Source organism: Sporosarcina sp. ANT_H38 (assembly GCF_008369195.1).
In the GTDB taxonomy this organism is placed as follows: Bacteria; Bacillota; Bacilli; order Bacillales_A; family Planococcaceae; genus Sporosarcina.
This window is the reverse complement of sequence record NZ_VOBC01000001.1, coordinates 1,920,019-1,940,585: the sequence shown is the minus strand read 5'-3', so window position 1 is coordinate 1,940,585 and position 20,567 is coordinate 1,920,019. Positions and strand designations below refer to the sequence as shown.

Below are 20,567 nucleotides of genomic sequence, written 5' to 3'. Positions count from 1 at the left end.
ATTGTTTCCAACAGCCACCGTTTTTTAAAAAATAGGAGGTTCTATCATTTTGAAAAGTAAACTGACTGCCGTATTGACGGTTCTACTGCTCATTTTCGCTGCGACCCCATTCCAAGCACAGGCTGCCATTCAGTTTTCCGACGCGGGTAAGCATTGGGCGAAAAATGAAATCATGTATTTATCCGACCGAAATATTATCGGCGGCTATCCGGATGGCACATTCAAGCCGAATGAGCCGATCACCCGGTCACAAGCCGCATCGATGCTCATCAAGGCATTAAAAATTCCACTGACGGAAAATACCTCCGTCGCATTCAAAGACGTATCCAAAAAATCACCGTATTATCAGATCCTGGCGACGGTGAATGAAAAAGGAATTCTCCGCGGCGACAATGGCTACATGCGTCCTGGTGAAAAAACATCTCGCGCACAAATGGCCGCGATCCTGCGTCGTGCGTTCGACATGCCGCTCGACCAGCAAGCAACATTTATTGACGTCACACCGTCACACTGGGCATATCAGGACATCAATGGAATCGCAAAACAGCGTGTCGCGGGCGGATCGAACGGCAAATATATGCCATCAGACTCTGTCACTCGCGCACAGTTTTCGGCATTTTTAGTCCGTGCCATGGACGATAAGATGAAGCTCAGTAGCTATCGTTCATATGTCAGCACGAAAGGGAAAACCGTTGAACAGGTTGGCTTTACCTATTTCATTGATAGCGATGAGGTGGGGTATTCTGAACTTATCAAAAAAAATATGGCAACCGACAAACGTGAAGTGTTATTAAAGTACAAAGACGTACCGATAAGCAGTTGGGATTATTCCAGTGCTTTATACTTGCATTCAAATACCCGACTTATTGTCTACAATGAAGAAATTTTCATCCCATACTCTAGCGGCGGATTTCATGAAGCGGATGAATTGCCATTCGCTTACGCTGTGATGAAGATCAAGATTGATGGACAAGATTTGGTGAAAATGAAAGAGCCGAGCCAGATGAGTAATATGTTTGTTTGGAATGACCGGATCTTCTACACAGATATGGGTCCACGCGCGATTCTTCCGGATGATTTTAAGGACAGTACGCTAGTGTTTTATTCCACAGCGATGGATGGCAGCAGCGATAAGAGGAAGGAATTTACTTTTGACGCACGCGCAACATTTGACCTTTTTGATGTCCATGGAAATCGCGAAGCGGGCGGAGAATTCCTCTCCGTGCTGCATGACCACTCCACGATGTATTATTTCAATAAAAAAGGCGTCTTCAAGTACAGTTTACTGGATAAAAAAACAATCAAGTTGTCGAGTATCTTTGGGAAACGGATGGAAGTGACGGATACGCAGTTGATTGTGACAGACACGAAAGGAAAGAAACATTCGTTGAAGAAATGATAAAAAGACTTCCCTATTCTGGGCTGTCCCCGATTTTTTAGTCATACTCTTAAAAATCGGTGCGGGAATTTATCAAGCAGGATTTTATAATGGGGAAGGCGCGTTGCACTAAACATGAATGATAGCAATGTTGTCTTTTGCCCATACAAATAATCCATCCTAGAGTGGAAGCTCATAATGGATGGATTATTTTATCTCTATAGAGCTGATCCCTTGAAGGGAACCTACTAGTACAGACCGCCTAATATTAGTAGCATCAGGTGGTCCATTTTAGTTTATACTGTCTTACTAGATGTATGCTTGTTATCTATAGTATATTGCAAAATTACACTTAAATTTTAGGTACCTATTCAGTGAACACAAAAATATAATTCAATACTAAAAAGACTAGATGCTGTCAACACCTAGTCAATGTGGCTGACATCCACATGAAGTGAGGTTGACCAGTAGAAAACTAAAAAGGGGTTACTATATAGACACGCCCCTTCGATAAGGGAGTGTCAGATTCGCACGTAATTAATCTTCGATGCTACCAGACCAGGTGAGAGAAGTTCACAGGGGAAGAATTATGATAATTACTAATCTGTTTGGATGGAGTGACAAATTAAATAGAGGTTCTGACATATTTCTCAGGTAATGTTATATAATAGATGTGAAAGAATTTAGGTAGAGAGAAGGAGCGAGGCATATGTTGAAAAAATTTGCTTCAGACGCGTTAGGCCTGTCGGATATTGGTAAAATCATCGGTCCAGAAGATTATGATAAAACGGATGCGGATGATTATATTCGAAATGAAGAGAATGAAAAGATTTATTTTTTAATCAAGACAAAGTCGGATGAATATTGCTTTACGAACAGTGGATTTATTCATGTCGATGGAGAGAAAGCTATATCTTCGAAGCGCTTGCTAAAACGCTATTCGTATTCTCAATATCAAATTACCAATGTGTTTTTGGAAACGGCTGGGAAAGTGGATTTGGATGTTGAAATCAAGTTCTCTTTAGGCAATCAATCGTTCAGCATTGACGTTGATAAAAATCAACTTGCCCAATTGATTGATCTGTACAAAGCATTATCTTATATTTCGGAAAAAGTCCATGAAAACAATATCCTGCTAGAGTTAGCGAATGGAAGTCTTGATAAAGCTGTAACAGTGCTGCATAACGCACGTCTGTCTGACATCCAGCTAGCCGACCAGTATAAAGAATTGACCGAGTTTGGTTTCTCCTGGTTAACGGCAGCCCGTGACCAATATAAAACTAAAGACTTTGGTGATGTGTTTGAGAAATATATTAATAATTAACTTATAAGCTAGCTGTACATTCTATTCTTTAGAAAAGTGTGGGGACCCAGGTTCTGAAGCAGGTTTTTTTGGGAATTGGGACCTTTCCCTATCTAGAACTAGATACTGATGGTGAAGAGTTTATTGATGTTAATGTATCCATAACTATTACAGCTCTTTGTAATTTAATGGTTGATAAATTGATACCTAACGATGTAAACCACAGTAACTTTACTACTATGAAACACGATTCATTCAGCTATTGAATGAATCGTGTTATTTTTTTCTTTTGGAATTTCGCGGGTACCAGGTTACTGAAACCATTCGCGTCTGATAAGGAAGGCATTCTAGATTCGCAACGTCCTGCGGCAACGAAGAGGGATAGAATTTAGACCCTCTCCAATGCATGACCAACATCCTATTGCCCTAATTGTAGCAGTGCCTGGCTCTCACCTTACAGCTATTACCTGATAGCATGTTGGGCTTGGTTTGGAGAGGTGGGGGTTAGTTTATTCCCAAAGCAAAAAAAAATTTCATCATTTTGTCTCCTTTTTCATATGAATTGTCTATATAAAGAGTGAAGGCATCTTTCGACTAGGCAAGAGACGTCTTGCTGTCGTTAGAAAACACTAGCTATATATTTAGAATTGACTAGGCGGTATATCTCACCAGTATAACGAACAAATCTAGCGAAGGAGCGACAAGTGTGAGCCGGAGCAATAAGACCGACAGTGATCTACTGGCGGGCTTATTGCGTAAGGCCATCACCAAGCGACAAAGCGTTGTTGGAAGAACATTCTATTTATTAAGCGTCGCCTATATAGTAGGCAGAAATGTGTTTGAACTTTATTCGACAAAGGAGGATTCGTGATGAATTTATTAATAAAAGAGTCACCGCTTCAGGTGCTTCCATCGCTCGCGATGCAGCTTGGGTTAAACGAGGCGATGGTACTCCAGCAACTGCATTTTAGATCGCTCATCTCGAACAATATTCGGGATGGGCATAAGTGGGTTTACAAAACATATGAAGAGTGGAAAAATGACGAATTCCCATTTTGGTCAGTCGATACGATTAAAAGAGCGATTCGTAGACTGGAAATTAAAGGGTATATCATTGCAAGCTCTTCGTATAAAGCGAAACTTCAATCAGTGGGAGGGTTCCTCATCCCCCACTGATTGTTAGTTGATCCATTCGGGCTTTTACGGGCAGTTGATCCCCCACTTATTCTTCTTGCTTCCACGAAGACTTGAAGTTGGGGGTCTTACTGCCCGTTAATGCGGGATAATCGGATGAAAATGGACAAGACGAAAGGGTACCGCATTGATTATACAAAACTTCAACTTGAAACGGAGCAACATGCAACATTGCCGACTGCAAAATCAGCTCAAGAGGAAGTGCAGATTGCTCCCTCTACAGAAGGCAAAATGCCCCTAGCAATAACCAAAGAGAATAAGAGTATTAAAAAAGAACTTGTCGAGAACGATCTCGATGTTGTGTCTGTCATTAATTATTTGAACGACAAAGCGTGCAAGCAATTTAAAGCGTCTTCGAAGGTGACTGCACGATTGGAGAAAGGGCGTTTCAGTGACGGATATACAGTGGCGGATTGTAAAAAGGTCATTGATACGAAAGCTAAGAACTGGCTGGGTGATCGACATTGGCAGAAGTATTTACGGCCTTCCACGTTATTCAATGCAATGAGTTTTGAAAATTATTTGGAAGAATCGAGGGTCAACGAGTCGCCAGAAAGCAGGCCGCCAAAGCCATTCGAATTAGACTTTAGCAAAGGGGAGACGTAACGGATGGATCGTCATGAGCAGATTGAAAAAAATGTGTAGTATTCGGTGCCAGCTGCTTCCACAATTTGAAGTGGGCAAATGGTGTCAGTACCTGGCACTGAGTTATGTAAAACAAATTCACTCCATAAAAATTTAATTTTCGCTCAAAATAAGCATGCAATCTATAGTCACAAATTTCCTCAGTCCTGCGGAAAAGAATCTCTGCGTGCTCGGGTAATGGAGTCACATGTACTGTAAAGACATTATCTTGAAATGTAACTAAACCTTTTGACGAACCACTCCAATAGGACGAGGGCATGCGGGCGAGAAGTGAAGTGATTTTATTATCATTATATTTACGAAGTTCTTTTTTCTGATATGATTTATGAATGAGTATTGATAAAATGGAACATGGGGGAAAGGGCCCTTCATAAATGGAAAGGAGGTAAATATTTGTCTAATTTAAATTCATATATTCCTATTGTGGAATTTATTGCAAATTTTCTCGGGCATGATTCAGAAGTGATATTGTATGATACTAATAAAGATATGGTGGTTTTTGTCAAGCACCCATTTGACCCTAATATAGGTGTCGGAAGTCCTATTCCTGATATGGAGAAAAAGTTTATTAAACAAAAAGTATATGAAGAAGAAGACTCGCTCGTAAATTATAGAGCGTTCTCTTTTGAAAGAAGAAAATTAAGATCAGCCTCTCACTTTATCAAGAATTCAGGAGGGGAGTTAACGGGGATTATTACTATTAATTACAAAGTAGATGAATTAATAGAGCTTCGTAGTGTCTTAAATCGTTTAATAAGCGGTCAAGAAACAATTCAATACAAAGGGGAGGATTTTTATGAAAGTTTTGATCTCTCATTTGAAGATTTAATGAACAAAACTATACAGGATGTATTGGCAAAATTCGATGTGGCTCCTGATCGATTATCTCAAGAAGAAAAAATTGAACTGATTAGATCTTTAGATCAAAAGGGAATATTTTTAATTAAGGGATCCGTTGCGGAAGTTTCCAAGGTCTTAAATACATCTGAAACTTCTATTTATCGATATATTAATAAACTATAGAGTGAAAATAATTATTTGAGTAAAAGACCCCTTCTTGATTTTAAAATCAAGAAGGGGTCTTTTAAATGAAAATAAAGTGTTCTTCTTTAGTATTAGGTTGTTTGCAATACTATCATTATCTAAGATTTAGGGAGGTCTTGCTTCCTCAAAAATCATCGTAGATAGCCGAGAAATTTAGAATCTGATTCAAGTAATGAGTTTTTGTTTAAGTTGTGTTGCAATTCAAAACAGTCCGTGATAATATTTTCTCAAGGTGTTAAAAAATTAACGAAACTTGGAGAGGGAGAGTTTTAATGCACTTTATGACAGCTGAACCATTTAGAATAAAAATGGTTGAAAGAGTAAAGAAAACAACGAAAGAGGAAAGACAAATATGGCTTCAGGAAGCAGGATATAATGCTTTTAAAATAAGAGCAGAAAATGTTTACATCGATTGCTTGACTGATAGTGGTACATCTGCAATGAGTAGTGAACAATGGTCAGCATTAATGCTTGGTGATGAATCATATGCTGGATCAAAAAGTTTTTTCAAATTGGAAGAATCGGTTCAGGATGTTTTCGGAATGCCTTATTTTCAACCAACACATCAAGGCAGAGCAGCTGATTATATAATGGCCAAGTTATACGCCGAAAAAGGGAAATATGCAATTGGAAATATGCACTTTGATACATTTAGAGGAAATGCCGAAGTATTGGGTGCATTAGCTGTTGATTATGTTATTGATGATGGAAAAGACACGGCTAGCCCTAGTCATCCATTTAAAGGGAACATTGATCTCCATAAGATGCAGGAATTGATTGATGGAAAAGGTTCTGACCAAATTTCTGTTGTGATCATTACAGTTACGTGCAATAACAATGGTGGCCAACCTGTCTCTATGAAAAATATTCGCGAAGTAAGCGAATTGGCTAAAAAGCATAGTATTCCTGTTGTTATTGATAGTGCAAGAATGGCTGAAAATGCTTACTTTATCCAACAACGAGAAGAAGGATATCTTAATAAGCCAATTAAAGAGATTACGAGAGAAATGTTTTCATATTGTGAAACAGCCACAATGAGCTCGAAAAAAGATGGAATGGTTAATATAGGGGGCCTGTTCGTAACAAGAAATGCTGAGATTATTGAAAAAGCTCAGCAATTAGCCATTATTCATGAAGGGTTTATTACGTATGGTGGCTTAGCTGGACGTGATTTGGAAGCGCTTGCAGTCGGTTTGCAAGAAGGATGCGATGAGCATTATTTAGAATATAGAATTAATCAGGCGAAGTATCTGGGTGACCGCTTATTAGAAAAGGGAATTCCTATAATTGAACCTACAGGAGGACATGGTGTTTACGTTGATGGTAGAAGGTTTTTCCCGGAAATTCCGCAACACCAATTCCCTTCTCAAAGGCTAGTTGTAGCTCTTTATGAAGTGGCTGGTGTGCGTGCTGTAGAAATAGGGGCTTGTGCATTTGGTTCTAAAGATCCTGTTACAGGCGATGAGATTCTACCTGAAATTGAAACGATGAGAATCGCTCTGTCAAGACGAGTTTATACGAATAGCCATATGGATGTAATAGCAAATGCGCTGGGTGAAATTTATAAAAATCGTGAGCAATATAAAGGTATGAAACTTGTACATGAGGGCTCAGTAACTTCATTGAGACACTTCACAGCCGGTTTCGAACTTTTATAAGCAGAATACAATTGCATTGAATGCATCAAAAACAAAATACAATTCAATAGAAAACTATAGGAGGAATATTATTATGAAAAAATATATTAAAATTGCTGCAGGACTAGCGCATGTAGACTATGGACATATTGCTGATATTGTAAAGGAGGCATCTGACGCCGGAGCTGACTACATTCATTCCGATGCAGCCGATATGCATGATTTGAGAAACATGCAGTTAATGGGAGGACACCAGATTATCGAGGGAATTAGGCCGGTAACAGACAAACCGATTGAATGTCATATTTATACAAAGGAATGCGATCGATTGTTCATTGAGAAAATTGCTGCCGCAGGTGCGAATATGTTGATCATTCCGGCGGAACAATTCCTAGGTGCTCCGTTGGCCTACATTATTAATTATTGCAGAGAATTTAACATGAAAGTTGGCCTCACGATAGGCTGCTACACACCATTATCCTTTGTTGAGGAAGCAATTTATGATATAGATCGTTTGCACATTGTAGTGCATGGAGTTGACGAGACAGATGGAAAAGATAATTGGGGATGGCGTAAATCATCGCTTGATTTAGTGAAAAGAGCGAGAGCGCTTATTAATGAGAAGAATCCAACATGCGAGCTTGCCGTTGACGGCGGATTAAGAGCAGATAATTTATCTCTGATGGTTGCTGCAGAGCCAGATGTCATTATCCTATCATCAGGAATTTTCAAGCATCCTGAAGGGATAACAGCCGGAGTAAAAGCTTGCCGCGACGCAATTAATGAAGCTAGCATTGAACATTTCGGAGAATAAATAAATGAACAGGGGAGCGAGGACGTGGAATTTTCATTTTATTCACCTGGGAGAATCCGTTTTGGGCAGGGTGCAAGAAAAGAGATTGGAAAGTTAGCCAAAGTCTATGGGGGAAAGTGTTTAATTGTCCGTACTTCCCTTAAAAATAATGGTCGAGAAAAATATTTTTCAGAGATCACGAATAGTTTGTCGGAAAATGGAATTGAATATGTGATTTTTGATCAAGTACAACCAAATCCAACAATTGATATTGTAGATAAAGCAAAAAAAAATGCAATAGAAGAAAATGTAGATTTCGTTCTAGCTTTTGGTGGCGGTTCTTCTATTGACACAGCCAAAGCAGTGGCGTTAATGGTTTACAACAAAGAATATACATGGGAATTTTGCTTCAATGAATTTTCTAATCCTTTTTCGGATAATGATGAAACCATTCAAGCACTACCGGTTTTAGCCATTAATACAACAGCAGGGACAGGTTCTCAGGTTACACAAGCTGCTGTTATTACAAATCCATTGAAAAATGAAAAAAACACTCTTTTTCACTCTTGTTTATTTCCAAGATTAAGTATTATAGATCCTGAGTTAATGGTAACAGTACCCGAAAAGATAACTGCCATAACTGGTTTTGATGCACTAAGCCATGCTATTGAAAGCTATTTTAACCCAAAAGCCTCAATGCTAAGTACAACACTATCATTACAAGCGGTGACGCTTATTGTAAAAACGCTTCCAAAGGTAATTATGGATTTAGAAAATGTGGAATTGAGAGAAAAAATTGCATATGCGGATTATTTGGCTGGAATTTGTCTGTCGAACGCAGGAGCAGAGGCGCCACATCCTATCGGAGAAATCATAAATGGCTACTATCCGGAAATTGCACATGGGGAAACATTGGCGTTCGTCTACCCAAGCTTCTTCAAAAGTGTAAGTAAGAAAATACCTGACAAGATGGAAGTAGTGCTTCAAATCTTGAAAGAGTATGCACCAGCTGGGGAACACCAAGCAATAGATGAAAAAGCATTCGTCACAATGAAAAATTTCTTGAAAGCGATTGATCTTTCCGTATCATTAACTTCCCTAGCAATTCCGGAGGACATCGTTCATGAAATGAAAGGGAAATTATTCTTTAATCTTCCGCTGACAGATTCAAAGGGGATGCAGGAAATCTTAATTAACAGCTTGTAGGGTGGTGTAGAAATGAAGGAAGAAGTACAACTAGCTCTTGTAAAAACGTGTGAACAAGTAGCGATTGATGCCTATCATTGGATTGGGATGGGAGATAAGGCGAAAATCGATTTAGTAGCAGTTGAGGCAATAAGAACGGGACTAAACAAGCTAAACGTATGCTTTGAGATTGTAATCGGTGAAGGTGAAATAGATGATGCACCCATGCTTTATGAAGGTGAGCGTTTGGGAAATATGAAGTCTGAAGTTCACTACGATGTTGCAGTCGATCCGATTGAATGTACATCATCATCAGCAAAAGGGATTGCAGGTGCCATTACAGTAATGGCATTAGCACAAAAAGGAAGACTTTTTAGCGCGCCAGATATGTATATGGAGAAAATTATGGTTGGGCCAAATGGCAAAGGTGCCATCGATCTTACAAAATCCCTTGAAGAAAATATTATGAGTGTTGCAAAGAAATTGGGGAAAAAGCTTCACGAAATGACAATAATCGTATTGGATAAACCGAGACATACTTCGATTATTCAAACGTTAAGAAGTAAAGGAATTCGGGTGTTTACTCCTCCTGAAGGGGATGTAATTGGTGGTCTACAAATTGCATTGGAAAAAGGAAACATTGATTTACTTTATGGGATTGGTGGAGCACCAGAAGGAGTGATATCCGCTGTAGCCTTAAAAGCACTCGGCGGTGAAATGAATGCCAAGTTACTGTTTCGCTCGCAAGTAAAGGGGGCGACGCCGGAAAATGAGGCTATTTCCATCCAAGAATTGAAAAGGTGTTTAAGTATGGGGATTGATGTAGACAGTATTTTAACGTTAGATGATCTTGTAGGTGATAACGAGGCTGTATTTATTGCCACGGGCATTACGAATACAGAGGTTTTACAAGGGGTCATCAAGCAGCATAATCAGAAAATAAATACTCATAGTTTGTTATTAACGGGAAAAGACAATGTAGCCCAGTATATAGCCACTGAGCATTCATTAACAAGTTTTTAATAGTAGTCAAGTGATTGTCATAGGGAAGAACGAGGGTGGAATTCAATCCCTCTTCCCCTGGCAACGAAAGAAATCTATTGGCCAAGGAGGTAAGACGTGAAATATTTAATTGATTCTACAAATGAATTAGAAATTGCGCAAGCATTAGAGATGGGAGTTGTGGGCGTTACAGCAAATCCAACCTTATATGCTAAAGGAAATGTTAACTACTATGAATTTATAAAAAAATATAGCAAGAAAAATATCTTGCTCACTGCAGAAGTGATAGGCACCGATTTTGAAGAGATGGTAGATGAAGTTAATTTACTTACCGAAATTTCAAATGGCGAAATCATTATCAAATTAAACTATTCAGCCCTAGGTTTGAAATTAGCTAATTATTTGCATCAAAAGGGAATCAAGACGGCTATGACATTAGTTTTTGATGTGAATCAGGCCATGTTGTCCTTAAATGCTAACGCAGATTATTTATTTCTTTTTGTTGCCAGGAATGAAGAACTTGGAATAGATGGATTAGAATTTGTACGGAATGTCTCAACGATTATTCAATCAAAAGGGTATGAAGCAAAGGTTGTGGCGTCCAGCATTCGAACTAAGTTTCAGCTCCAAGAAGTAGCACTTTACGCTGACTATATAGCCGTGCCATTTCAATTAATAGATGGTAGTTTCCATCATCCCTTAACGATATTGGGAGTAGAAACGTTTGAAATAGACATGAAGAAAGTTTTGGAGGTTGACTAAGGAGGTAATAGTAGGTGGGTAATTTGATAGACAGCTATTATGAAAGACTCCGATATTATGAGGAACAGCTAATGGATGATCTGGCTGAATTAGTAGCTATACGCTCTGTGCGCGATCTAGAGTCCAAAGATTCGAATTCACCATTTGGTATGGGAATCAGAGATGCTTTTGATAAGATGATTTCTTTTGCAGAAAGGGATTCTTTTATAAATGTTGATTTCGATGGATATGCCCTTCATATCGAAAGCGGTCAAGGGGAAGAGGTGATTGGAATTCTCGCCCATCTTGATATTGTTCCAGAGGGAGAAAAAGATGATTGGTCGTTTGATCCTTTTATATTAACTAATCATGATGGCTTTCTATACGGTAGGGGGGTTAATGATGATAAGGCACCTGCACTTGCTTCTTATTATGCGATGAAAATATTAAGGGATTTGGGTTTTGTATTTAATAGAAAAGTTCGACTTATTTTGGGAGGTGCGGAGGAAACAAGTTGGGAATGCATGGATCATTATTTTAAATATAATCCCCAACCAATTATGGCGTTTTCTCCGGACGGAGATTTTCCCATTGTAAATGGTGAGAAAGGAGTAATCCAAGGTTCTTTTTATCTGAAAGATGATGAACTACCAATAAAAGAATCCCAACATGATTTATTAGTTATTGAAAGCGAAAAACAAAGAGGGTTTATTTGTGAAAATCTGATCGTGAAGTTTCATAGTCACAACCCCAATTCATTAAAAGATATTCTAATTGAAGCCGCTGAAGTACATTGTGATAATGAAATTGTAACCGCTATCTACAGGGGGGAGAAAACATTATCAAGAAATCCACATAAAGGCGCAAATGCTATATTTAAGTTCGGTAGAGACTTAATGTGCATTGAGGGGGGGATTGGAAAAGGAAGAAATTTCAAGGGCCTTCTGGAGAGATTTTTACTCGATGACGTTCATGGGGAAAAAATGGGGTTATATGATGAAGATTCAGAGATGGGTGAAACAACCTTAAGTATACCCTATGTCTTGTATAAGGGAAGGGAATTTGAAATCGCTTTCGATTATAGATTTCCTAAAAGCCGGACTCAAGAGAATGTGCAAAATAAATTAACTGAATTTTCTGTAATAAATTGTTTGTCCTTAGAAATTAGCAAAGTACATCAGCCGTTGTATGTTCATCCAGATTCCGAGTTAATAACAACATTGCAACAAGCGTATAAGAGGGTCACTGGGGAAAATGCGGAGCTCATGACAAAGGGGGGGATATCCTATGCTAGGGCATTAAATTGTGGTGTTGCTTTTGGACCATCATTTCAGGGGGATACTCCTAACACACATAAGCAGAATGAAAAAATCCGGATTGAAACTCTCTATAAAGCAATCATTATTTATTGTGAAACACTTAGGTTATTAGCTACTAGATGAAAGTATCAAGTTTAACTCTTAGTCAAAACTCTAATCAAATAAGGAGTGAGGGAATGAAGCAAAGAATTCAAGTGTTCGCAGGTTCAATGATGATTCCAGTTATTCTACTAATAATTGCTGGTATTTTTATTGGTATTGGAGCTGCTTTTGCAAACATCGAGAATGTTAAAGCTCTTCATTTAGGTTGGTTAATTAAAGAAGGTAATATTGCTCATAATTTCTTTTTAATCCTTAATAACTTAGGTTTTATGGTTATGAGGTTTTTACCTGTATTTTTTGCTGTAGGTCTTGCATTTGGTTTATCAAAAAAAGAAAAAGGATGGGCAGCATTCGGTGGGCTTGTACTTTTTCTAGGAATAAATACAGTAATTAATACAATGTTAAACATAAACAATCTAACACCTGAAACCACTACGATTGAAGCTTTGATGCAAACTGGTTACACAGAACTGGATGCGCAAAATTTCAATTCACTCTTTGGTCACGTGCTTGGTATCTATAGTTATAATATGGGTATCTTCTCAGGGCTTATTGCAGGTATTATTACGAGTTTTATCCATAATAAATATTATCAGAAACAATTACCAAATGCTCTTTCTTTCTTTGCAGGTCCTAGATACGTCCAAATTGTTATTGCTATCGCAACAATTCCTGTAGGTATCTTACTTTATTATGTATGGCCTTACATTGGACTTGGATTGGCTAGTTTTAGTGACTTTATTACTACAAGTGGTTTAATTGGAACATTTGTGTTTGGTGCAGCAGATCGTGCATTATTACCAATCGGAATTCATCATTTAATTGCTTTTCCAATCGAGTATACAAAAGTTGGCGGCACAATGCTGGTGGACGGAACATTGTATGAAGGTGTCCGTAATATTATGTTAGCTCAAATGGGATCACCTACTGAATCAGAGTACATTGTAAGGAACTTTACAACGGGGAGAATCTTATTTCATTTTGGTGGTTTGCCTGGTGCAGCTCTTGCAATATATTATACAGCAAAACCAGAAAATCGGAAAAAGGTTGCAAGTATACTAGTTCCGGCGATAACGACGGCAGTTTTGATTGGAGTTACAGAACCAATTGAGTATACTTTCTTATTTGTACAGCCTTTATTGTACTTCTTAATTCATGTACCTTTATCTGGACTATCGTATGTATTAACTGAGGCGCTAAATGTATCAATTACTGGAGTGGCTGTTCGTGATATGTTCCCAAACCTATTGCAACCTGATAAAGTTCATGCTATAGCGTTATTATTTCTGATCCCTGCCTATTTTGCAACCTATTTTTTCAGTTTCCGTTGGGCTATTCTGAAATTTAATATGAACACCCCTGGCCGGGAAGAAAAAGACGACAATATCAAACTTTACTCAAAAAAAGATTATATTCAACAAAAAGAATCAGGAGTAAACGATCAGATTTCTGGGATCATTCAATCTCTGGGTGGCGGAGTTAACATTAAGAACATAACTAATTGCGCAACAAGATTGCGCGTTGAAGTTATGAATGTAAGCAAAGTTGATAACGATGACAAATGGGTCAATGAACTTGGTGCAAAGGGAGTTGTACGGAACGGAAACTTCCTGCAAATTATATATGGAACACACGTGATAACCTTGGCTAGTCAGGTAAAAGATGAATTAGGGATGGAATAGTAATACCTTAAAATGGGTGCTTAAAGGGGGAGTATTTGTGTTTAAAAAAAGCTTAGGTTTTATGACCAAAACAATAGAAGAAGTTGTTATTTCTCCTGTGAAAGGAAAAGTAATAGCGTTATCGGAGGTTCCAGATCCAGTGTTCTCAACTAAGATGATGGGTGATGGTATTGCTGTCCTTCCGGCAGAAGGGGAAATAGTGTCTCCAATCGACGGAACGGTTATTTATGTCTTTCCAACCAAGCATGCGATTGCATTAAAATCGAAAAATGGGCTTGAGATACTAATTCATATTGGATTAGAAACGGTTAGTTTGAATGGGGAAGGATTTACAACATACGTTGAAACAGGCCAAGAAGTAACAGTTGGTCAGCTACTGATAAATGTCGACCTGGCTTTCGTTAAAGAAAGAGTTCCAAGTATTATAACGCCAATCATCATCACAAATGGGGAACTTGTCAAAAGTATGTCTATTTCTAAATCTAGTGAGGTAGTAAATGGAAAAGATATATTGTTAAAATTGGAGTTAAAGAGTTGAGTGTGACTTTACGCAAATAGCATATAAATCATGCTTTGTGGAAGTTGGAACAATCGTGATTGTTTATATACAGCGTCTAATATCGAATGGCAAGTTCGGTAAATCGAGTATATGCTCAGAACACGAAGCAAGGGAAAGTCTCGACGTGGCTTTCTCTTACTTCACCATTAACAGTAAAAATATCAGTTATACAATCAGCACAAAAACGAAAACTACCCCATGCATATTAATTTGAAATACCTATGCAGTAGTCACACTACAATTACATGAAAATAATATGAAGATTAGATATGTTTATGACTATCTAGTCTTTTCTGTATGTGCATTCGTAAATGTGAACTTCTATATATATTTAACTTATGTATACTAATGAAATTTAAGCGAAGGCACCTAATAGGGGTAGCCGAAGCCATTAGAATTGCGGCAAGGCTGCTTGACTTATGGTGAAAGTCATTCCTAAGCGGATTTGAAGGGAATCTTTATCTCTACAAATATAATGATTCTCCATAACTGGTATTCAAATTGGGAAATTGAAAAGTAAATTCACTCGATAAAATTCGATTTTCGCTCAAAATAAGCATGCAATCTATAGTCACAAATTTCCTCAGTCCAGCGATAAAGAATCTGCGCGTGCTCGGGTAATGGAGTGAGAAGAGAAGTGATTTTCTTTTCATTATAGGTACGAAGTTCTTTCCCTTGTTTATCAGAGAAATCTGTTCGTATACTATAGTCTTTTTCCGAGAAATAACGATGGAAATAAGGAGCGATTTGCTCAGGAGTGACTGGGTTAAGCCAGCTATCTTGCCCTCTTGAAAGCATATAGTGAAGCACGATCATCTTATAGCTTTTCGTCATCCCTGTAGATGTTGCTTCTTGAATCCAATTCTTATACCTTTCAAAGATATCTAGTTCGATGCCACTTAATTCTCCTGCATATCTAAGCAGGCCAGGGGAGGAGCCGAACTCTTGACTGACAAATCGAGAATCGGCATTTGCTTTTAGGTGGAATTCTAATTAAGTAAGAAAAGTGCCAGGTACTCACACATCTCAATTGTTTTTTGTGCCACAGGTACCACTTCTTGAACCGCGTGATTCACACGTCCACACACCATGCTGGCATATGTGCGCACATTCATCGAGACAATCCTTGAAAACGTCATCGTAGCAGAATAGCTGCCAAAGGAACTTGTGATTCTTGCGAAGTATAAGAACTTTGGGATGGGGACAGTGGAGAAGTTGTTTGAGCAGTTGAAGGAAAAGCAGGAGTTGGTTTCAGTAGTTAATATGTGAATACCGTAGTTGGCATTTATGTTGAACGGGACTCAGTTAGTAAAATTGCTAGTAGTATATCCTTTTGGGTTAGGCAAGAAAAAGCTCAGCCTAAACAGATGTGGCTGAACTTTTTGATATTATTTATGCGATTGGAGTGGATATGCTGACTGGTGTTGTACATTACTACTCAATTTAAATCTGTAAGTTTCGGGACATCTAAATGAAGTTACTGCTGTATTATCTGAATAAGATTTCCGCATGTATCGTCGAAGACAGCTATTGTGACTTCGCCCATTTTTGTCGGCTCCATAGTAAACTTCACGCCGTTTTCCAATAATCGTTTGTACTCTTGATGAATATCTGCAACGCCAAACATTGTTGCTGGGATGCCTTCCGAAAATATCTTCTTTTGATACTCTTTGGCAGCAGGATGGTCATTCGGTTCGAGTAAAAGCTCGGTACCGTCATGATCATCGGGAGAAACAAGCGTAATCCACCTGAATTTCCCCATAGGAACATCATGCTTTGTTGCAAATCCCAGCTTTTCTGAATAAAACTCCAGTGCCTTGTCTTGGTCTTGTACGAATAAACTGGTAACAATGATTTTCATACTTTTATCGTCTCCTTTGATAATTACCATGTTGGTGCTCTGCAAGCAATCTGGCTACAAGCAGAAAAACCTCATCATTTGTAAGAATAATTTTAAATGAATTACTCTATCCACCCATTCAACAAGTTTTTAAGTGGTTCGTTGTTGAACATAAGTACTCGATATTTTCCCTTTCGTTTTGATTTTACGAGTCCTGCATCATCCAATGAAGAAAGATGTTTAGCAATCGCCTGTCGCGAAATGGTAAGTTCGTGCTTCATAATGAGACGGGCCGTAAGTTCATACAACGTCATCTCATTGCGTTCGGATAATTCGTCTAATATCAGCCGCCGAGTCGAGTCGCTGAGTGCTTTGAATATAGTGTCTTTGTCCCACATACATCAAGTATAAGCAACCTTGAGGTTGCTTGTCAACGGGCGTATCCCTGCGATTTTTTCTCCAACAATTTACGTTCACTTCATCCGCTAATAGAATAATATCCTCTTATTAGCGTAGTCTACATAAAATTAAATGTAGAATGGTTTTTCTTTGTTTAATAATGATGGGAAAGTTTATTAAATAAAATTTAGGTACCTGTGCACGGCATCAATCAGTGAATAAAATATAATTCTATATTTATACCAAGTTAATCAATACCTACGCGATTTCACTTTGTTTTTTCTATAATTACTCGAATGTTAGAATTGTTCATCTTTGTGACCGATTCCTTCCTTACAAGGCTTGGATATCAATTATCGCACTGTCTTATCTGGGAACTTTCTCGAAATGCCTTCTTCCCGGTTATGCCTCCTTCCTTATTGGAGCTCCATAACAAGAAAGGTTATCGATTGTATGATCAAACGGTATCCCTTTTTCATCAGAAGTCGCTTGAGTTGTTCATGAAAAACGGACATTGGGAAGTACACATTCGTAAAATGCGTAACGTATACAGACTGAAACAATCTCTGTTGATCTCAATGAATCAGAAACTGATGGGGACACGAGTGACAATAATAGGTCAGGATGCAGGTCTGCATATTTTATTGCAAGTGCACAATGGTATGAATGAAGAGGAGTTGATTAAAACTGCGGAGGGGGAACGGGGCCAGAGTCTATCGTGTATCGCACTTTTGGACACAAAAAGATCAGGCTGAGACATCCATGGTTCAGATTGGTTTCGGAGGTTTGAGCAAAGAAGAATTAACCGCAGGGGTTCATTCTCTATACATAGCTTGGTTTGAAAAAAATAGCTGCGTTTTTATATAAGCTTATCGGAACAACCATCATTTTCCTCTTCTTTAAGAGGAGTGGGGAGGGATGCGAAATAGATTGGTAATAAAAACTTAAGTTACTAAACAAAATAAGTATGCAATCTATAGTCACAAATTTCCGCGTGCTCGGGTAATGGAGTCACGTGGATTGTAAAGGCATTTTCTTGAAATGAAATTTACCCTTTTGACGAACCACTTCAATAGGACAAGGGAAGTGATTTTCTTTCCATTTCGATTCCGAGCATCATGGCAGACGCTGAACGATTCGACGAAACCGCAGTAATGTGAGAATCCTGGTCAGCTCGGAACAAATAGGCTTTCGGATGAAAGGAAACACCGCGACTTTCATCCGAAAGCCGAATCTCCGCATTGGGCAACTCTGTGAATAAAAGTTCAAGTGCCTCTGGCTGCGTAATATGTAAATAATCATCGATAACTATTTTTATCTCGGCTCCATTTGCAGCAGTCATTTTAAAATGTGGCAACACAAGTCGAACGCCAGATTTCATCGCAAATGCAACACTCCAGTAAATGTTCTCTGCTTTTTGTGTCAGGTCTTTAATTTCACCAATTAAGTAAGAAGTAATTAACCGCACTTCAGTCATCTTCTACTTTAATAAGAAAAATACGCTCATCAAATCCACCGCGATTCTTCGCTTTATCCAGACGTACTTTTTCCAGTTCTTCGAAAGTTGTATCATGAATAACGGCTGCTGCATGAATCAGTTCGAGCAAATCTGCAAGTTCTTCGACTGCATCTTCGTTTGTCGTAGTAGCTTCATACTCAGCTAGTTCTTCGTGCATTTTTTTAGTAATTTCACTGCTATATTCAACATCAGTTAATATGCGAGATGTAGTTTTTTTGTTAGACTTTTCGATGATATCTAGAATGCGATCGCGAACTAGTTTGTTGTAGGTTGGCATTATAGTCATCTCCTTGTGTTCAGCAACTAAACTCTTAGTATTAATCATAGCATGTCTTATATTAATAGGAGAAATCCGTGGGGAATAGATTTGGTAGAAGGGGTGAATGGTAATTGAAGATGCGAGACGAGTTGCAATCAGTACGCTAAAACTTTGAAAAAAAAGAAATGACGTCCAAAGTGGCAAAGTGAAAGCTACTCGAAACTATACGTTTAAGGATATCGAACGGAAGGAAAGTCTCTTTCAAAAACTCTTCAAGCAGGAAAACTTGAAAGAATATGAAATTCGGATAGTGAATGTGGACAAACAACAAAAAAAGAAAATGCCGGATGAAGGGATGTTTATGCTAATGCAGGGCACCAGGTTCTGACGCAATTCAAAATTGCGTTAGAACCTGGTACTGTTCACTAATTTTTCACGATAAACCATCCTTAACAATTCTATAATTATTATGAAGAACACCCACTACACGAGCTACAACTACTCCCAGAATCAGAGCTCCCTCCGTCCGAAGGAGCACTTGGCATAGCTCCGGCGTCTGTTCCCACTTCAAACGAATTCACATTGGTGACAATGTCATTCCATTCTTCTTTATAATCGAAGTCAGCTGCAAAACCTGGAGATCCGTCTGTAGAAGTACCATCCACTTTTTTCTTCTCTTTAACTGTGTCATAGCCATTTAAGGCGAATAGTGAGGTACCATACCAATAGCCGTTTTTCCGTTTAACTCGCTTTCCTTGGATTCCGTTTGTTTTCATCACTTGTTGACTTGCGAACCTGAGAAAGGTAGCCAATGTATGCGTCGAGGCTGCATCGGATGAGTGTCGCCCAAATGACTCATTGATTCCTTTTGAATCATTCACTATACGCTCTATCCATTTAGCGTGTTCTTTCTTTTGTTGCGCGAATTTCCCCCATAGATGTGAGCGAGAAGTGACGTTGAAAAAAGATAGATATAACAAGTCAAACCAAGCACGTTCATTTGGGAGAAGTGTTGGCTTTTCATGAGGGTGATGTTCAATCTGTTCTCCAATGAAATCTAAACAGAATTGATTATACAGTTCCTCTTCTTCTAAAAAGAAGTGCCAAATATCATCTACCTTTTTTGAAAACATCGGAAGTCCTTTTGAGATGCCCGCTAACAAAAGAAATTTCTTAAGTTCATACCACCGTTCTCGTAGTTCGACATCTTTTAGAGTACGTTTTCTTTTCTTTACACGCACATTTACAGTTTTCTCAATCTTCATTGACCAGGCACGATTGAATTGGCGGAAAAGTTGTTTTGTCTCTTTGTCTGCCCATGGCGGAGCAGTCAATTTCTTTGAATAGAAGTATGCTCGACTCTTCATCGCAAAAAACAGGTTTGCACATACTGTTACCATAATAAATCCAACAATAATTGTCACCAAAATCATGTATTGTTCCATTTACTGTTCCCCCCTACGTGATGCTATTCTATTTTGTGTGATGTGAATACAGAGTCTTTTTGATTGAGTTAATTTTACCATAAAAAGAATTTATTGGTTTATAGAAAAAATAATGATATGTTCTTTAAAATTTTAAAGTACCTGAATCAATTTCATAATTACCTATTTCTTGTATAAAAGACGAACAATATAATTCATCTAACAATTTATTGTCCGTCAATATTTCGGGCTACTCTCGTTGATTATAGCGGAAGAGTCCACCTGAAGCGGAAATCAACATTGTCCGTTTTTCTCGTTTTATAACCCTATTATGAAATTGATTCACCTATGCAAGAAACTATCGTGAAAGTTTAAACAATCATGATTGTTTGTTATACAGGTACACCTTGCTACGATAAAAATCACTCTAGAAGCAGGTACCCTAAATTCAGATGATAGTTTCGGCACTTGTGTTATAATGCTAATATTCTAACAAAAAAGGACGAGAGTAGGGAATGGATGACCACTATAATAAAGTGGCT

Annotated in this window: 21 protein-coding genes; 15 read left to right on the top strand and 6 right to left on the bottom strand. The window is 38.3% G+C overall.

Annotated elements, in window-relative coordinates; all coding sequences use genetic code 11:
- Window positions 1-49: 49 nt before the first annotated feature.
- The 14 genes from FQ087_RS09200 (at window position 50) to FQ087_RS09140 (ending at window position 14,563) form a co-directional block, all read left to right on the top strand.
- Window positions 50-1,399, top strand: coding sequence for an S-layer homology domain-containing protein (locus tag FQ087_RS09200; protein ID WP_149580153.1), 1,350 nt, complete (start codon window positions 50-52; stop codon window positions 1,397-1,399).
- A gap of 688 nt (window positions 1,400-2,087) precedes the next feature.
- On the top strand, window positions 2,088-2,702 hold the full coding sequence (locus FQ087_RS09195) for a PH domain-containing protein (RefSeq protein WP_149580152.1): 615 nt from the start codon (window positions 2,088-2,090) through the stop codon (window positions 2,700-2,702).
- A 685-nt stretch (window positions 2,703-3,387) separates the two neighbouring features.
- Complete coding sequence (locus FQ087_RS22415; RefSeq protein WP_188006686.1) at window positions 3,388-3,552, top strand: hypothetical protein; 165 nt, start codon at window positions 3,388-3,390, stop codon at window positions 3,550-3,552.
- Window positions 3,552-3,857 carry a hypothetical protein gene (locus tag FQ087_RS09190; protein WP_149580151.1) on the top strand — a complete coding sequence of 102 codons (306 nt, stop codon included), beginning with the start codon at window positions 3,552-3,554 and terminating at the stop codon, window positions 3,855-3,857. The genes FQ087_RS22415 and FQ087_RS09190 overlap by 1 nt, the downstream gene beginning before the upstream one ends.
- A gap of 114 nt (window positions 3,858-3,971) precedes the next feature.
- On the top strand, window positions 3,972-4,481 hold the full coding sequence (locus tag FQ087_RS09185) for a conserved phage C-terminal domain-containing protein (protein ID WP_188006685.1): 510 nt from the start codon (window positions 3,972-3,974) through the stop codon (window positions 4,479-4,481).
- 432 nt (window positions 4,482-4,913) lie between these two features.
- Entirely contained in the window at window positions 4,914-5,543 is a 630-nt protein-coding gene (locus FQ087_RS09180; protein ID WP_188006684.1) for a helix-turn-helix transcriptional regulator, read from the top strand.
- A 293-nt stretch (window positions 5,544-5,836) separates the two neighbouring features.
- A complete protein-coding gene (locus tag FQ087_RS09175; RefSeq protein WP_149580148.1) occupies window positions 5,837-7,222 on the top strand; it encodes a tryptophanase in 1,386 nt (461 codons plus the stop codon).
- 73 nt (window positions 7,223-7,295) lie between these two features.
- The gene (locus tag FQ087_RS09170) at window positions 7,296-8,015 is read left to right on the top strand and encodes a ribulose-phosphate 3-epimerase (protein WP_149580147.1); all 720 of its coding nucleotides are present in this window, start codon (window positions 7,296-7,298) and stop codon (window positions 8,013-8,015) included.
- Between the two features lie 24 nt (window positions 8,016-8,039).
- On the top strand, window positions 8,040-9,200 hold the full coding sequence (locus FQ087_RS09165) for an iron-containing alcohol dehydrogenase (RefSeq protein ID WP_188006683.1): 1,161 nt from the start codon (window positions 8,040-8,042) through the stop codon (window positions 9,198-9,200).
- 12 nt (window positions 9,201-9,212) lie between these two features.
- The gene (glpX, locus tag FQ087_RS09160) at window positions 9,213-10,202 is read left to right on the top strand and encodes a class II fructose-bisphosphatase (protein WP_149580145.1); all 990 of its coding nucleotides are present in this window, start codon (window positions 9,213-9,215) and stop codon (window positions 10,200-10,202) included.
- Between the two features lie 96 nt (window positions 10,203-10,298).
- The gene (locus tag FQ087_RS09155; RefSeq protein ID WP_149580144.1) at window positions 10,299-10,943 is read left to right on the top strand and encodes a transaldolase family protein; all 645 of its coding nucleotides are present in this window, start codon (window positions 10,299-10,301) and stop codon (window positions 10,941-10,943) included.
- Between the two features lie 14 nt (window positions 10,944-10,957).
- Entirely contained in the window at window positions 10,958-12,364 is a 1,407-nt protein-coding gene (locus FQ087_RS09150) for a Sapep family Mn(2+)-dependent dipeptidase (protein ID WP_149580143.1), read from the top strand.
- A gap of 53 nt (window positions 12,365-12,417) precedes the next feature.
- Entirely contained in the window at window positions 12,418-14,025 is a 1,608-nt protein-coding gene (locus tag FQ087_RS09145) for a PTS transporter subunit EIIC (RefSeq protein ID WP_149580142.1), read from the top strand.
- A 37-nt stretch (window positions 14,026-14,062) separates the two neighbouring features.
- A complete protein-coding gene (locus FQ087_RS09140) occupies window positions 14,063-14,563 on the top strand; it encodes a PTS sugar transporter subunit IIA (RefSeq protein WP_255452188.1) in 501 nt (166 codons plus the stop codon).
- Between the two features lie 543 nt (window positions 14,564-15,106).
- Here FQ087_RS09140 and FQ087_RS09130 read toward each other — a convergent pair.
- From FQ087_RS09130 to FQ087_RS09120, 3 genes are all read right to left on the bottom strand, one after another.
- A complete protein-coding gene (locus FQ087_RS09130; protein ID WP_149580140.1) occupies window positions 15,107-15,418 on the bottom strand; it encodes a hypothetical protein in 312 nt (103 codons plus the stop codon).
- A 643-nt stretch (window positions 15,419-16,061) separates the two neighbouring features.
- A complete protein-coding gene (locus FQ087_RS09125) occupies window positions 16,062-16,445 on the bottom strand; it encodes a VOC family protein (RefSeq protein WP_149580139.1) in 384 nt (127 codons plus the stop codon).
- Between the two features lie 101 nt (window positions 16,446-16,546).
- On the bottom strand, window positions 16,547-16,822 hold the full coding sequence (locus FQ087_RS09120) for an ArsR/SmtB family transcription factor (protein ID WP_149580138.1): 276 nt from the start codon (window positions 16,820-16,822) through the stop codon (window positions 16,547-16,549).
- Between the two features lie 450 nt (window positions 16,823-17,272).
- Here FQ087_RS09120 and FQ087_RS22410 point away from each other — a divergent pair, with 450 nt between their 5' ends.
- Window positions 17,273-17,578: a hypothetical protein gene (locus FQ087_RS22410; protein ID WP_188006682.1), complete on the top strand. Its 306-nt coding sequence runs from the start codon at window positions 17,273-17,275 to the stop codon at window positions 17,576-17,578.
- A gap of 314 nt (window positions 17,579-17,892) precedes the next feature.
- Here FQ087_RS22410 and FQ087_RS09110 read toward each other — a convergent pair whose 3' ends face one another.
- The 3 genes from FQ087_RS09110 to FQ087_RS09100 all read right to left on the bottom strand — a co-directional run bounded on the left by FQ087_RS09110 (window position 17,893) and on the right by FQ087_RS09100 (window position 20,046).
- The gene (locus tag FQ087_RS09110) at window positions 17,893-18,291 is read right to left on the bottom strand and encodes a phospholipase D-like domain-containing protein (protein WP_149580137.1); all 399 of its coding nucleotides are present in this window, start codon (window positions 18,289-18,291) and stop codon (window positions 17,893-17,895) included.
- A 1-nt stretch (window position 18,292) separates the two neighbouring features.
- The gene (locus FQ087_RS09105) at window positions 18,293-18,619 is read right to left on the bottom strand and encodes a nucleoside triphosphate pyrophosphohydrolase (protein WP_149580136.1); all 327 of its coding nucleotides are present in this window, start codon (window positions 18,617-18,619) and stop codon (window positions 18,293-18,295) included.
- Window positions 18,620-19,068: 449 nt separating this feature from the next.
- Entirely contained in the window at window positions 19,069-20,046 is a 978-nt protein-coding gene (locus tag FQ087_RS09100; RefSeq protein ID WP_149580135.1) for a glycine-rich domain-containing protein, read from the bottom strand.
- Between the last annotated feature and the right edge of the window lie 521 nt (window positions 20,047-20,567).

Bases quoted from the DNA above. Each gene is read 5' to 3' on its own strand.
- FQ087_RS09100 (WP_149580135.1), bottom strand. From the start codon at position 20,046: ATGGAACAATACATGATTTTGGTGACAATTATTGTTGGATTTATTATG.
- FQ087_RS09145 (WP_149580142.1), top strand. From the start codon at position 12,418: ATGAAGCAAAGAATTCAAGTGTTCGCAGGTTCAATGATGATTCCAGTT.
- FQ087_RS09125 (WP_149580139.1), bottom strand. From the start codon at position 16,445: ATGAAAATCATTGTTACCAGTTTATTCGTACAAGACCAAGACAAGGCA.
- FQ087_RS09130 (WP_149580140.1), bottom strand. From the start codon at position 15,418: ATGACGAAAAGCTATAAGATGATCGTGCTTCACTATATGCTTTCAAGA.
- FQ087_RS09195 (WP_149580152.1), top strand. From the start codon at position 2,088: ATGTTGAAAAAATTTGCTTCAGACGCGTTAGGCCTGTCGGATATTGGT.
- FQ087_RS09170 (WP_149580147.1), top strand. From the start codon at position 7,296: ATGAAAAAATATATTAAAATTGCTGCAGGACTAGCGCATGTAGACTAT.
- FQ087_RS09190 (WP_149580151.1), top strand. From the start codon at position 3,552: ATGAATTTATTAATAAAAGAGTCACCGCTTCAGGTGCTTCCATCGCTC.
- glpX (WP_149580145.1), top strand. From the start codon at position 9,213: ATGAAGGAAGAAGTACAACTAGCTCTTGTAAAAACGTGTGAACAAGTA.
- FQ087_RS09120 (WP_149580138.1), bottom strand. From the start codon at position 16,822: ATGTGGGACAAAGACACTATATTCAAAGCACTCAGCGACTCGACTCGG.
- FQ087_RS09185 (WP_188006685.1), top strand. From the start codon at position 3,972: ATGAAAATGGACAAGACGAAAGGGTACCGCATTGATTATACAAAACTT.
- FQ087_RS09175 (WP_149580148.1), top strand. From the start codon at position 5,837: ATGCACTTTATGACAGCTGAACCATTTAGAATAAAAATGGTTGAAAGA.
- FQ087_RS09105 (WP_149580136.1), bottom strand. From the start codon at position 18,619: ATGCCAACCTACAACAAACTAGTTCGCGATCGCATTCTAGATATCATC.